At 42.1% G+C, this 14,408-nt stretch carries 11 protein-coding genes and 1 pseudogene; 5 read left to right on the forward strand and 7 right to left on the reverse strand.

Going from position 1 to position 14,408, the window contains the following annotated elements; all coding sequences use genetic code 11:
- Positions 1 to 733: pseudogene (locus BV372_RS15625) on the forward strand (PD40 domain-containing protein); the annotation flags it as partial.
- A gap of 105 nt (positions 734 to 838) precedes the next feature.
- Positions 839 to 1,351 carry a hypothetical protein gene (locus tag BV372_RS15630; RefSeq protein ID WP_086687418.1) on the forward strand — a complete coding sequence of 171 codons (513 nt, stop codon included), beginning with the start codon at positions 839 to 841 and terminating at the stop codon, positions 1,349 to 1,351.
- 337 nt (positions 1,352 to 1,688) lie between these two features.
- Here the strand turns inward: BV372_RS15630 and BV372_RS15635 are convergent, their stop codons facing one another.
- The 6 genes from BV372_RS15635 to BV372_RS15660 all read right to left on the reverse strand — a co-directional run bounded on the left by BV372_RS15635 (position 1,689) and on the right by BV372_RS15660 (position 10,634).
- Positions 1,689 to 2,909 (reverse strand): serine hydrolase, encoded by a 1,221-nt coding sequence (locus tag BV372_RS15635; RefSeq protein ID WP_086687419.1) that lies wholly within the window; start codon positions 2,907 to 2,909, stop codon positions 1,689 to 1,691.
- A gap of 349 nt (positions 2,910 to 3,258) precedes the next feature.
- The gene (locus BV372_RS15640) at positions 3,259 to 4,551 is read right to left on the reverse strand and encodes a sensor histidine kinase (RefSeq protein WP_086687420.1); all 1,293 of its coding nucleotides are present in this window, start codon (positions 4,549 to 4,551) and stop codon (positions 3,259 to 3,261) included.
- Positions 4,548 to 6,992: a hybrid sensor histidine kinase/response regulator gene (locus tag BV372_RS15645; RefSeq protein WP_086687421.1), complete on the reverse strand. Its 2,445-nt coding sequence runs from the start codon at positions 6,990 to 6,992 to the stop codon at positions 4,548 to 4,550. Before BV372_RS15645 ends, BV372_RS15640 begins: the two co-directional genes overlap by 4 nt.
- A gap of 143 nt (positions 6,993 to 7,135) precedes the next feature.
- Complete coding sequence (locus tag BV372_RS15650) at positions 7,136 to 7,348, reverse strand: hypothetical protein (protein ID WP_143845145.1); 213 nt, start codon at positions 7,346 to 7,348, stop codon at positions 7,136 to 7,138.
- Positions 7,349 to 7,784: 436 nt separating this feature from the next.
- Positions 7,785 to 10,013: a CHRD domain-containing protein gene (locus tag BV372_RS15655; protein WP_179198110.1), complete on the reverse strand. Its 2,229-nt coding sequence runs from the start codon at positions 10,011 to 10,013 to the stop codon at positions 7,785 to 7,787.
- Positions 10,014 to 10,241: 228 nt separating this feature from the next.
- Positions 10,242 to 10,634 carry an MAPEG family protein gene (locus tag BV372_RS15660; RefSeq protein ID WP_086687440.1) on the reverse strand — a complete coding sequence of 131 codons (393 nt, stop codon included), beginning with the start codon at positions 10,632 to 10,634 and terminating at the stop codon, positions 10,242 to 10,244.
- A gap of 347 nt (positions 10,635 to 10,981) precedes the next feature.
- Between BV372_RS15660 and msrB the strand changes: the two genes are divergently transcribed.
- From msrB to egtB, 3 genes are read left to right on the forward strand one after another with little or no spacing between them, the layout of a single operon-like run.
- Positions 10,982 to 11,476 carry a peptide-methionine (R)-S-oxide reductase MsrB gene (gene msrB / locus BV372_RS15665; RefSeq protein ID WP_086687424.1) on the forward strand — a complete coding sequence of 165 codons (495 nt, stop codon included), beginning with the start codon at positions 10,982 to 10,984 and terminating at the stop codon, positions 11,474 to 11,476.
- A 27-nt stretch (positions 11,477 to 11,503) separates the two neighbouring features.
- Complete coding sequence (gene egtC / locus BV372_RS15670; protein ID WP_086687425.1) at positions 11,504 to 12,292, forward strand: ergothioneine biosynthesis protein EgtC; 789 nt, start codon at positions 11,504 to 11,506, stop codon at positions 12,290 to 12,292.
- A complete protein-coding gene (gene egtB, locus BV372_RS15675) occupies positions 12,267 to 13,502 on the forward strand; it encodes an ergothioneine biosynthesis protein EgtB (RefSeq protein WP_086687426.1) in 1,236 nt (411 codons plus the stop codon). Before egtC ends, egtB begins: the two co-directional genes overlap by 26 nt.
- Here egtB and BV372_RS15680 read toward each other — a convergent pair.
- Positions 13,499 to 14,158, reverse strand: coding sequence for a phosphoribosyltransferase (locus BV372_RS15680; RefSeq protein WP_086687441.1), 660 nt, complete (start codon positions 14,156 to 14,158; stop codon positions 13,499 to 13,501). The genes egtB and BV372_RS15680 overlap by 4 nt on opposite strands.
- Between the last annotated feature and the right edge of the window lie 250 nt (positions 14,159 to 14,408).

The following is a 14,408-nucleotide window of genomic DNA, read 5'->3' on the forward strand; positions in this document are numbered from 1 at the left end:
CGGTCAACCTTGGCGCGGGCATGAAAAAGAAATCAATTCTGTCGCCTTTAGCCCTGATGGTAAGTGGATTGTCAGTGCCAGCAATGATTCGACAGTCCGCTTGTGGGATACCAACGGCAACCCCATCGGTCAACCTTGGCGCGGGCATGAATATTGGGTAAATGCCGTAGCCTTTAGCGCCGATGGTAAATTGATTGCCAGCGGTAGTCTTGATGGAACAGTGCGTTTGTGGCGCTGTGGGTGGCAAGAATGGTTGCAAGTATGCTGCAACAGGTTACTTTACCATCCCGTCTTTCAAAATCCTAAAAATGGCAGTGATGTAGAAGTTGCCTACCAAACTTGTCAAAAATATGTATGGAATCCAGAATGCCCTAAACAGTTGAACAACCAAGGTGCAGCAAAGCTAAAAGGGAAAGCTTATTCAGCAGCTTTGGAAGACTTCAACCAAGCAATTCAACTTAATTCGGAATATACTGCTGCCTATTATAACCGGGGGCTTACCTACACCTACTTAAAAATTTATCAGGCAGCAATAGAGGATTTTGACAAAGTAGTTGCCACAGTTCCAGCCTACGCTGATGCGTATTACACTAAAGGGATTTGCTACGCCCAGCTAGGTAAAAACCAGGCAGCAGTTGAGAACGTTCATCAAGCTGCTGATTTATACCAGCAACAAGGAAAAGAAGAAATGTATCAGAAGATGCTGCAATATTTATCTGAATTGAAAGTATAGGTATAAAGGATAAGTTTACTTCAGGAGCCTCTACTTCTCTTGTAGCCCGAGAGGATGTTAGAGCCAGATTAAACTAGGGGTATAAGAATTGGTACTTTCGAGCCGATGACAGTTAATAATGGATTGATTCTGACGCTGTTTATTCTGATTACAACAAGTCTAGCTCTTGGCTATGGTTTTGGCGTGAAAGCTCGACGTTTACCCTTTACGGCAGAAATTGGGTTTAGTCAGAAACAATGGCAATTTCTGCGATGGTGGGTCAAGTTAGCCTTGATTGCTGGAGTTTTGTTACCGATGTGCTTGTTAGCTCTGGATTGGAGACAAACATCTTCATGGGTATTCTGGGGGAGTTACCTGTTGATAGTCGTAGTGCAACTCATTAGCGAACGCGCCTTTAGTAGGTGGTTAGTGCCAAGCGTTGTTGTACCCATTGGTTTTTTCTACACAGCTTTTCGGTTATGGCAACTGCTAGACGGATTCACACAGTTAACATTTTCCTATTTGACATTAATGGGGTTTGGCATTGTTGTGTTGTTTTGGGCTGCTAACTTAGTAATGTTAATGGTGATGGCTATTCCAACAGTCTTTGTTAGTTCAAAGTCAATTTCACAATCTTGATTTATGTGAAAAATTGTAACTGCCTAACCGAATGCCGTGTTTTAGCCTAGTTATCGCCCAGAACCCACACCACCCCATCTCTATCAAACCAGTGTAGGTCTGGTAGAATAACTCTAAATCTGCGGTAAGGAATATCAGGGCAATTTAAATCTGCCGAAGAGATACTACAAAATAGAATCAGCGATCGCGTTCCTACTGGTTAGGCAATTCACCATCTGTCATCCTTTCAATCACAATACCGCCAAACCGAGCTTCCTCAGCCTTGTATCGCGCACTCTACTAAAGTGATGCAACAAATTTTGTCAATCAAATCAACAGCCTGGATCGTTAATACTGTTTACTTTAAACCAGCGATCGCACTTCCATAGAGGGTCAAAAAACGAGATTCTTCTAAAGGTGCATCATTATTCCAGGTAGCAGCAACACAATATTGCTTACCGTTCTTAGCTTTTAGCCAAGTTGTAAGATTCAAAACTCCGGATTCCGATCCACCTTTAAATGCTACTCTTTCCCAATCTTCGGCATTGGCAATGCCAGGATTGATACTCATGAGCGGTAGATCGGCAACTTGTTCCATCAAAGTGCAAAGTTCTTGAGCAGTAAAAAACCACTCAATATCTACAGCCACTGGGTTGCCTTCAAATTCACTTACATCAGGCAGAGGTTGTTGAGCTAGTGATTGTAAAATTGCTCTTTTTTGCTCTAGATTACTATTGCGATAGCGTTGAAGTAATTCTAGGTTCTTGGCACTTTTGAGAATAAAGAATTCATGGGTAGTTAGTAAAGGACGGTTGCGGAGTGTAATAGATTCAATTGCCTGCCTTCCAATAATATTTATCAAGCTATCGGTAGCGGTATTATCACTTTGGGAAATCATCAAAGCAGATAATGTCTGCAAAGTTAAAAGTGAGCGATCGGGCCAGGTTTGTAAAATCCCAGATGGTAAACTTTTCCAGCCTGGTTGCAACTCAACCACATCCCGCCACGATCGCTTACCTGTAGCAATTTGAGATTTGAGAGTTTGGAGAACTGCCAATTTAAAAGCAGAACCAACTGCTAGAGGTGTATTAGCATTTAACGCAGCTCGTTCTGATTTTCCTTCGAGAACCAGAAAGCTCACCTTACCTGGTAAAGTTTTGAATTCTGCGATCGCTTCCTCTAAACTCTTGCCCTGAGCCACAGGCGGACGAAAGAATAGCATAGCAATTTTACCATTAGCATCAAGAGCAATTTGCGTTGGCACATAACCACGAGCAAACACAACTATGTAATTTTTGCCTTGTTCTTGAACTTTTTGATAATCTCCCAGCCCTTGTTTCAAGCTGGAGATAATTTGTTGGATCTGTGAAATTGGCACATGAGCTAAAAACTCAGAACTAAACCAGTCAGCTTGTACTGGTTCGGTAGTTAATAGTCTTTCTAAAGCAGCTTTAGGCATAACATATTGATTGGGTAACTTTACCTGTACAACTGGTAATAACTGTTGCTGAGTTGGTTCTGCCAACACCTGATTGGGGAAGAGTAAACTTGCTGTTAATAATACAGTTGCTAACAACATATGTATTAAACTTTAGTGACTAGTTTAAATGCACTTCATAGGCCGGATTGGGCATTACACTTATATTGGTGGATATTAAAAAGCGATTTGCTCCAAGAGAATGAGCTATACTTCTCACTCAGCTATTCGTCATTTTAACGGATTTGCTATAGATACAGATTGCAATCAGCTTGTTATATTTTGAAATAGATACCATTGAGCTAATACTAAGTTTGCAGCATCAATAGAAACTAGTTTATGAAGATAATTTCTGTTTGGTTAAGTTTGACAGCTGTGCAGGGTATTACTTATTGGTTGATACCTTTGTAAACAAGTAATACCATGTCAGGTCAAATAGAAAATTAATTTATCAGATGGGTAATTCAATAACGAACTCTAGACCTTCACCAAGCGATGAATGGTGATATAGTTTGCCATGATGATTGTTGACCACAATTTGATAAGCAATCGATAAACCTAGCCCTGTGCCTTTACCTATGGGTTTTGTTGTATAGAAAGCATCGAATATTTTTGTTTGCTCTGCTTCAGTAATTCCTGAGCCATTGTCGGCAATTCTAAGAATAACTTTCTCTTCAATTGTCTCTGTTTTAATGCGAATCACACCTGGGTTATTGGTAATATCCTGGAAATTTTTATTTTTTTGTGTTTCTTCAATGGCATCGAGAGCATTACAGATCAAATTCATAAAAACCTGATTGAGTTCGCCTGGGTAGCACTCAACAAGCGGCAAATCTCCATATTCTTTGATTAGTTGAATGGCAGGACGATGAGCATTTGGCTTGAGCCGATGACCAAGAATTAATAGCGTGCTTTCTATTCCTTCATGCAGGTTAGCTAGTTTCTTACCTACCTCTCTGTGTCGAGAAAACTTATTCAATGATGATACAATTTCTGTAACACGATCTGTACCAAGTTGCATAGATTGAAGAATTTTAGATAAATCATTTAACAAATAAGTCAGATTAGTATCTTGAATCGCAGTTTGAATTTCAGTAGGTGGATTGGGCAGATGCTTTTGATAGAGATTGAGTAAATCAACTATCTCCTGAACATACTGTTTCACAAAATTTAAATTACCAGCTATAAAATTGATAGGATTGTTTACTTCATGGGCAATTCCTGCTGCCAATTGACCTAAGGTTGCTACCTTCTCTGCTTGGATGAGTTGGGTTTGAGTTTTTTGTAGTTCGGCGTTTTTGGCAATCAAAGTTTTCGTCAAATTTCTCAGCTTCAAGTGATGTTCAATCCGAACTAATACTTCTTCATGCTGAAAAGGTTTAGTAATGTAGTCTACAGCTCCTAATCGCAATCCTTTAACTTTATCGGCAGTTTCGGAAAGGGCAGTCATAAAAATGACGGGGATATCCTCAGATCGAGGATCGCTTTTGAGATGTTGACACGTTTCAAACCCATCCATACCCGGCATCATGACATCAAGTAAGATTAAGTCGGGTAAATGCTCGTTATTTAATTTCTGAAGGGCTTTCTCACCACTGCGAACTGCCCAAACTTCAAAGCTAGACTCATCCAAAAAGCTGGATAAAACTTGTAAGTTGGCAGGGTTATCATCAACGACTAAAATAATTCCTCTAGCAGGGTGGCGATCGCAAAAATGTTTTTCGTCTGGGATTCTGACTGTCATACTATTTCTAGCTCATATTGATTCAAAAAGCTGAGAATTACATCTTCGTCAAATTGCCTTGCTAGTTGTCGCAATTGGTGAGCAAAGGTTGCAAAAGTCGAATCTGTTGCCTCTAGTCGATCGGCCCACTTGAGAATGGCATTGAAATTACCTTTATTTGCTAATGCGATCAGTTCTGCCAACACTTCGGCAGAAGGAGGAATTAATGAATCTGATTGACTATTAGCTATAGCTAAATTATTAGCTGTTTCTTCCTCAGACTGAGACTGCTTGTAAATCCATCTCAAACCTAAATGGCGTTCTAATTGTTGTAGTAATTCATCTACCTGTACAGGTTTGCTGAGAAAGTCGTTACCGCCTGCTTGCAGACTGCGATGTTGGTCGGTTTCAAAGACACTAGCGGAAGAGACGATAATTTTGACATCTTGGATATCTGGAGTGCGACGCAGGTATTGAATCAATTCAAACCCATCCATTTCCGGCATTAGTAGGTCTGTAATAATCAAATCTGGTTTAAGCGCAATTGCTTTTGCTAAACCTTCCTTACCGTTGGTAGCTTCAATTACATTAAAACCTAGTGGTTGCAGCAGGTTTGTAATTACTGTGCGATTCTCCCAGCGATCGTCCACCATCAAAATTGTGCGAGGACTATCCTCAAAACCAATGATTTGTGATGCTGATGCCGCCATCGCTGATTGTACCCATTCGCTGGCTTCTGGTATTTCTAACTCAAACCAGAAAGTGCTGCCCCGCCCAACTTGACTTTTGACATGGATATCGCCACCCATCATTTGTACCAACTGGCGAGTAATAGCTAAACCAAGCCCTGTGCCTTCGGTCTGACGCTTTTTTTCACCTACTTGCTCAAATGGGAAGAAAATCTTGTTCAGTTCTGCTGGTGCTATACCAATTCCTGTATCTTCGATACAAAAGCGAATGCAGTATTTCTGCGTCTGCCCATTATAGAAAGGTTGAGCGATCGCTTCAATTTTGAAGGTGACTTGACCCTCATCCGTAAATTTAATGGCATTTCCTAGCAGGTTCAACAGTACTTGACGCAACCTTTTGACATCGACATTCACTCCTGTAGGCAAATTACTCGCGGGTTCATAGGCAAACAAAATACCCTTTTGTTCTGCCCGAATCTGACAAATTTCTGCAATTCCCTGGAGAAAAGACGGGAAATGAATATCATCTGGATGCAGTTCGAGTTTTCTCGCTTCAATTTTTGAGAGATCCAATATGTCATTAATTAAGGTCAGCAGATGAGAACCACATTGTTCAATGGTGTTGACGTGGTATTGCTCTTTTTCTAATAAAACTTTGGAACGCAGCAAAATTTGAGCGCAACCCAAAATGCCATTCAAGGGTGTTCGCAGTTCATGACTCATGTTGGCTAAAAATTCGCTTTTGGCACGGTTTGCCGTATCAGCCGCTGCTTTGGATTTTTTCAGTTGCGCCTGTTCAAATGCTTGCACCTGCCACAAAACAGTAATCATGGTGACTGTCAGTCCTCCCATAATTAGAGCAATCACATCGAGGAATTGCAAGCGAGATTCAATATTTTGGCGCGGAATCACCAAAGCCAAAGACCAATTGGCTTCTTGCAATGGAACATAGACAACATATTTTTTAGTGCCGTCAATTTCCATCAACTGAATTCCCTGTTGTTTGTTTACCATCTGCTGGGCGATCGCACTCAAACTCCGATCTGCGATTTTTAGCAGGCTGGGTGCAGGTTTTTCTACCGTTGACATTAACGCTGCGTTAGGATGGACAATTGCTTGTCCTTGGGAATTGAGGGCGAAAGCATAGCTGTTATTGCCGTAGTGCAGCGAGTTGACAACCTTAGTAATGCGATCGACTTTCACATTGCCTTGAAAGACCCCAATTGGCGAACGATCAGTCCCAGGATTGGGCCATATTGGTGTGGCGATCGCAATTAAGGGAATTCCTGTGGAACGGCTGATAAAGGGATCGGAAATATTGCTTTGTCCTGCTAGTGCTTTTTGAAAGTAGTCTCTATCCTTAACATTTTTGGTTGACCGACCAACTTTAGTATTAGAAAACGAACCATTCGGGATAACTATTTGGAAAAAGAAAAATTTATTGATTCGCTTGACTTCTGATTGTAAATATGGTTCTGCTACAGACCAGTCTAGGGAGCGTACAGTTGAAGTATTAGCGAGGGTTTGTACCTCCACCTTGCGGACGTGTAACCACTCTTCAATTTCATCAACTCCTCTTTGTACCTGTTGAAAAGCGTTTTGTTTCAAATCTGCTAGCGCCATGTTGCGAGCAGCTAGATATGTGCAAAAAGCAGAAATACTTACAACAATAGTAGTGCCGCCGAGAACAAATCGAAGCAGTAAATTTCGTGACCAATTTTTTTCACTATCATATTCCAATGAACTTGAGTCAAGCCTTCTCAAAAGCTTCATACATTAAAAAATTGTATTAGGAATAATTAATTAAAAAGCTATAGTTAGATTGCCCAAGAAACTATTGAGAATCACAGTTTTGCTTCATTGGCATAGGACTTAGGCACACTCTACGAATTCTTGGCGTTCTACCCTACGGGAAGTTACTGCGTGTCTAAGGCGTCTTGGCGGTAGCCTTCTCCTGCAAAGACGCTACGCGTAGCTTGCTTCCCCGTAGGGGTACGGCAAGCCGCTACTCTTCGAGAGGCTGCGCCAACGCGTCTACGATAAATTAAGGTTTTTGGTGATTTTTGCGTCAGTCCTGTTGCAATCACAGATTTGGCTAGGGCGATCGCATCTAAAATATTGATGGGCAAAATTAAGGAAGAGTCCTGGAGATATAACAGTAGTCTACTAGTAACAAAAATAACAAAGTTATTGGTAATACAGGAGGAGTATATGAAGCTGAGATGCATTCTAATTATCAAACACAGCTAATTTATTTGCTGATAATTCTGATTAACTCTTCATCATTGCTTAAGTATATTAAATTAGCCATTAATTTTTTAATGCCCAATTTAAACAATTAATTTTTAGCTATCAAACCCTATCTAAAAAAGGATTTTAACTAATGACACTAGTTCTTTAAATTGGACAACAATTTTTTAATGTACAACAAATGACAGCAAACAAAATATTAGCGATTTCTCCAAAAAGTCCTTATGAAAGGTTGTTATCCTTTGTCTTTGTGAAACCATACAGGTCGTTATACGGTTTCGCTTTAATATTGATACATTGAGTAAGTCCCCATCCTCAACAATAGGAACTGGATGGAAGAATCACAAAATCTTTTGCTGACAATTCGTTAGAAAGAATTCCTGAAACATTTGCCAGAGAATACTCTGTACCATCCAATGTAGCGAGAATGCTAGTGCTACGAAGATCGCCAAAAGCAGGTAGTAATTTCAAGTCATCAAAATCAGAAATCCGACTAATATTAGCTATGTAAATTTTATCAACACCTAATTCAAAGTCTGCAATTATGTTGCGAGTATCTTCCAAAGGCGGTAGTGCTGGAAAGGGTGGTGGTAGCTGGACTGATTGTCTGGGATCGCGAACAGTATCAGGTATTCTACCGTTGGCAATCCAAAACTGGTCAGCCCCAGAACCACCATAGAGAACATTTTCACCGCCACGGACGATTTTGAGTATATCGTCTCCTTCACCACCAACCAGTTGATCCTGCTTGCCAGCTATGAGTTTATCGTTACCCTCACCACCATCAAGAAGGTTGCGACCTTTGCCCTTAGAGGCATTGAGCAGATCATTTCCTTCTTCACCAAACAAGCGGTTGTCTTTAGTGGCGTAGAGTTTATCATTACCCTCACCACCATAAACCAGAAGTTTTTTGCGATGGGGCTTAGAGAAAACATCATCTCCATCACCGAGGAAGACTCGTTGTTTAGGCGAAACATGTCCCAGAGGCTTTAAAGGAGAGGGAATAGGTGCTGGCTCAAGATTTGTGGGCGGTACTGTAACTGCTAACGACTCTACTTGTTCTGTGCCAAAGTTAGCGATGGAGTAGTCGTTTCCTGGAGCAATTTCGATAAAAGTGTCTGGCCCAGCAAGCCTGACTTCATCACCGATTTTTACAGAAAGTTGCCCTTGTTTGACATACAAAAGTTCATGGTTATGACTTTCAATTTGGTTAGGGAAATCATTACTGGTGCGGGCAATTTGACCTCGAATCTCGCCATCGGGATTACCCTTAGTATGGATATGGAAGTAGTAGTCAGATTCCTTCCCAGGTAAACCACTACCAGTCAGAAAATCACTTAAATCTGTGGGAATTTCTGCCTCTGTTGAATCCCAGACACCACTAATAGTAGTCGAGCCATTCGCATTCAATTTAATACTCAGGTTTGTTTCATCCTGATTCTGCGGATCTACAATATCAAATACGTGTGGGCCATTGTTACCGCGATCGCCTGAGTGGATATGAATACCGGTAACATCATCTAGCGCATTATCAGGGGTTTGGGGAGTCCCATTTGCCATCAGTTTTCCTAAGTCTAAGCCAGTGACGGTTAACTCATAGCTAATCCCATCAGTTGCCGAAAAAGGTTTAAGATTGGCAACACCAGTTGCTAACGATTCAGTATGCTTCACCACCTGGCTGGCATTTAAGTTAGCTTGGACAAAGCTATCAGTTTCTTGAGGCGCAAGGGAAAACTCGTTGTATGCAAATTCATCTCCCGTTTCTGCAAAGCTAGCTAGGGAAGTGTACTCGATTCCAAACGGCCCAGTAAATGTTGGTCGCTGCGGTAAGCCTGGTTGATCGCCAGTTGTCCAAACCTTAAAACCATCCATTTTGGAGAGAGCGATCGCTTTCTCTACTACCTCTGGCTTGGCATCATCTGGAAGCACCAGTAAATAATCGAGCGCATCTTCGGGTGGTTGAAAATCTGGCGCTGCAAATACTATGCCTGCACCAGTCCGCAAGCCAAATTCTGCCAGTTTTATAAAGGTTTCTTTATCAGGCAGAATCACAGGTACAGGATCGTTCCTGTCTATGACTCGCTCAGCTACAGTATTGAAGAAAAGGTCTAGCGCTCCTGGAGTAGTTAGCGACAGTGTCCTCGCTCCCGGAGTTTTCCCTGATATAGATACCTTTGAGTCAAGGTTACGATATCCGTGGACTCTATCTCTGGGGCCAAAGATTAAACTCCCCTGAGGCAACACCAAACTATCAGTTCCCTGGTTACCTAGATTGAATTGAATATCTCCAGCAGTTATGTACCAAGTCTCGTGTTCGTAAGGGTGGAAGTGAGGCAACGGCCCACCCCCTACTGGCAGGAAGAAATCAAAGAAATTGAACGAAAAGTCAGTCTCCCGCGAATTGGCTAAAAATGTATACAAGTCACCAGAACCATAGACCGCCTGACGAGTGGGATCGTCCTGTGACACAAGTAAGTAATCATCAACCACTTTAGACGGTTTGGATGCGGGGATACTAACATAGGGGCCTGAACCATGCGTCATGGAAGTCAATCTCCTACATTCATTGATTGCTTTCTCCATTAACAATAGGCTGATTTGTGCTAGATTCGTTTCCCACATTTCTCATAACTTTACATAAAGTCGGCGGAAAAGCCCACTGTGGCTGCAATCGTTAATTTTGGTTTACGTCCTGCTCCAGTTGCGTTAGTTAACGATCGCCCTCGTTGCACTGCAATGTTTTCCTTACTAGCGATCGCTTCTAACCATGACTTATGACTGCACCAAAGACAAGATGATACCAACGAGCGAACCCAAAAGTAGCACTATACCGCTAAGAGCACTAATGCCAAAGCCAATTGCCCGCTTTTCGGCCGCCTGATAGTATCCCCAAGCGTAAGCAACTCGACCCACAAGCCAGATAGCACCGATAACCGCCCCCCACAATGGGTTGATATACAAAGAAAATAACCATAAAGCAGGCAGGAAAAAAACCATTTGCTCTAAGGTATTTTGCTGAACACGTAGCACGCGTTCAAAGTCAACATCTCCTGTCATTTGGGGAGGTGGTACTTTATATTTAGCTCTGGCTCGACCAACATTAATGGTAATGACCAAGTACAGCAGCAATGTCAGAGCAGTTATCAGACTAGTCCAGGGCGACATATAAAAATCCTCGCGTACCAAAAAAGTATAATTCTTTGGTTTTATCAATTGAGCGATCGCTAGCAGATTGAGTCGGGAATTACGACTCAATTACGACCTCACTTTCTCGATACAATATAGTTTTGCAATAGCTTAAAAAAGAGCGTTACAAAGAAATCAGGAGGATTTGCCAGCAGAATTAATTATCCGCGACTACCACAGCATTTATTTTCCGGCTCAACGATTCCATTTTGCAGTTGATAGTCCCGATCTCAATGATTCTTAGATGATTTTAATGTTTGTATCAGGGCTAATTCAGGGCGATCGCTCATACTGGGGATTCAGCAAGGTAAATCGGCAACTGGATAATGAACAAGCGGTATTTTTTAGAAGCTAGTGCAGTCATCGTTGGCACAGCATTTTTATCACAATATTTCACAAGGAAATCAGAAGTTATGACAACTGCAAAGAATGAATTTGAAATCACCAAAACTGAAGAAGAATGGCGCAAGACCCTGACACCAGAACAGTTTCATGTGCTGCGTAAACATGGCACCGAACGCGCTGGTACTAGCCCCCTCGATAAGCAATATGCTCAAGGAACTTACGTCTGTGCTGGGTGTGATTTACCCCTATTTTCCTCAGCCACTAAATTTAACAGTGGTACAGGCTGGCCCAGTTTTTACGCTCCCATCGAAGAAGCAACAGATACAACTGTAGACAAGTCGTTCTTTATGACTAGAGTTGAAGTCCATTGCCATCGATGTGGTGGACACTTGGGTCACGTATTTAACGATGGTCCTGCACCTACTGGTAAGCGCTACTGCATGAATGGCGTGGCTTTAAAGTTTATTGCTAGCTGAGCAGCAATTCCAAATTCCAATTAATTTATGTGCCGTTTACTTGCTTACCTTGGTTCGCCTGTTTCTTTAGAAAAGCTACTGTATACGCCAGAACATTCGTTGATTGTGCAGAGTTATCAACCTCGCGAAATGCTTTCGGGAGTGGTGAACGCTGATGGTTTTGGTATGGGTTGGTATCATCAGCAAAAAGATACCGAACCCTTTATTTACAAAAATACTTTGCCGATTTGGAATGACCAAAATCTGCCAAGTCTGAGCCGCTATGTCGAATCGGGACGAATCTTAGCCTATGTTCGTAGTGCTACGCCAGGTCAAGCCTTAGATTTTAGTAATTCTCAGCCATTTAAGTATCAGCGTCTATTATTTACTCACAATGGACGGATTGACAAGTTCCGGCAGACGCTATACAGACCGATTCGCGATCGGCTGAGCAATGAAATTTACCAATCAATCCAGGGAAGTACAGATTCGGAACATATCTTTGCTTTACTGCTCCATCATTTGCAAGCCAACCCTGGTAAGAGTATAGAGCAGGCTTTGCACATCACATTACTTCAGATGGGAGAATGGGCAAAGGAATATCAAACTTATGTTTATGCCAACGTAGTAATTAGTGATGGCGATCGCCTGATTGCTTCACGTTTTAGTACAAAATCACCTGCTCCGTCTCTTTACTGGTTGCAGGACGATCCAACTTTCCCCGGAGCAGTAATTATTGCATCCGAACCACTGTTTACAGGTAATTGGACAGCTTGCCAAGAAAATAGCATCATCAGTGTGGGAGAAGACTGTGATATCCAATTTGAGCAAATCTAGTGTCAGAGAGGCTATAACTTTTGCGTTCCTTGAATGTCGGGCTAAAACTCTGGCACTGTTTGAGGGTATGGATCGGCAGACATTTTGTTGTCAACCCCATCCTGATTTTAGTCCTGTTGGCTGGCACTTAGGACATATTGCTTACACAGAATCTTTGTGGCTGCTAGAACGTAGTGCAGGCTTACCATGCTTGTTTCCCCAATACCGTCAGCTGTTTGCAGCTGATGGTTTACCCAAAGTAAAGCGTGTCCAATTACCTGAGTTAGAGGAAATCCGTTATTACTTGGATACGGTTAGAGTTAAGGTTTTGGATTCACTGAAAGTAGCTGATGTTGAACAAAACGAGCGTCTGTGGCGCTTTTTGATTCAGCACGAAAGCCAACACTGCGAAATTATTAGCATGGTGTTGGAATTACCAAAAGTTCCTAAATCTAACAACAAATTACTCCGCGCTGATAGAAAAAGCCAAGCTTCGCCTGATCACCTCGAAGAAATGATTCAAATTCCAGGCGGTGAATTTGAACAGGGTAATAACTCTATTGATGCTTTGGATAATGAATCTCCAGCCTATAAAGTATATTTAGACACTTATTGGATTGATCGCTACCCTGTAACTTGTCGGCAGTATCGAGCATTCATGGAGGCAGGGGGATATCAAGATTCTCGTTGGTGGTCAAAGGCTGGGTGGAATTGGCTGCAAACTGAACAGGTGACACAACCGCTGTATTGGCATGAGGAGCTTTCTGGGGATAATCACCCAGTTTATGGTGTCAGTTGGTACGAAGCAGAAGCATACTCACAGTTTGTCGGGAAGCGGCTACCAACAGAAGCCGAATGGGAAAAAGCTGCTAGTCAGGATTTAGAACCAGAAGCACTAACTCAAAATTGTAACTGCGATCGCCTAGTTGGTAAAACTACAGCAGTAGATGCTTATCCTGGGGGGCAAAGTGCCTATGGTTTATACGATACCTTGGGCAATGTCTGGGAGTGGACGAATTCCTGGTTTGCTGGCTATCAAGGTTTTCAAAGCTATCCTTATATAGGTTACTCACAAGTTTATTTTGACCAAAAGCATCGCGTTTTAAAAGGCGGCAGTTGGGCAACTCGTCCGTGGGTAATACGTCCGAGTTTTCGCAACTGGTATTATCCCAGCGTGCGTCAAGTTTTTACAGGATTTCGCTGCGCTGCTGATAACAAAGCAGATTCCTAACTGTGACTGCTAACAGCTGAGTGCTGAGCTAGTAGATGACGCACTTCTTCATCGGTTGTTTGGGAGAAGTCTTCGTACCAGACTCCTACTGCATACATCTGCTCTGGCATTTTTAGACACACTACTTCGTCTACTTGGTCACTTAGTTGGTCACAAGTTTCTGGTGGTGCAACTGGAACTGCTATAACGATACGCTTGGGCTGTTGCTGTTTCAATATAGTAATAGCAGCACGCATAGTTGAGCCAGTAGCAATACCATCATCAACTACAATAACAGTAATATTTTTGACATTTAAGGGAGGGCGATCGCCACGATAAGCGCGATCGCGACGCTGCAATTCCTGCAATTCATCAGCCGTTACTTGGTCAATAGTTTGACTGGTGATACCCAAGGAACTTACAACATCGTAATTTAATACCTGAATTCCACCCGCCGTAATTGCACCCATTGCTAATTCTTTATGACCAGGTACACCGAGTTTTCTGACTAAACAGATATCTAATGGCGCACCTAGTATTTTTGCCACTTCATACGCCACTGGCACACCACCACGAGGTAAACCTAAAACCAACAGGTCTTTACAGTCGGCATAGGCTGTCAATTCTCTGGCTAACATCTTACCAGCTTCAGCACGGGTATGGAATTTTCTAGACATAATTTCACCTCCATTAGGTGAGCGCAATGCATCGCTGATTCTGTGGAACATACAGAAGGCTGCCGGATTTACTTCCCTTGCCATATTCCTAGTTGCAATCGCTACGCAATAAAGCTTGTACTCAATTTTTCTGGTAATTACTTGACAGTAGTTGTAAATTTTCTCGGTACGTCTTAGAGTTTCTCTCCTGCTGTAGGCTGTTAAGTACTACCTGAATTACCAGTACGCTATTAATTCCGATTACACACAG

Source organism: Nostoc sp. T09, assembly GCF_002154695.1.
Lineage (GTDB): Bacteria > Cyanobacteriota > Cyanobacteriia > Cyanobacteriales > Nostocaceae > Aulosira.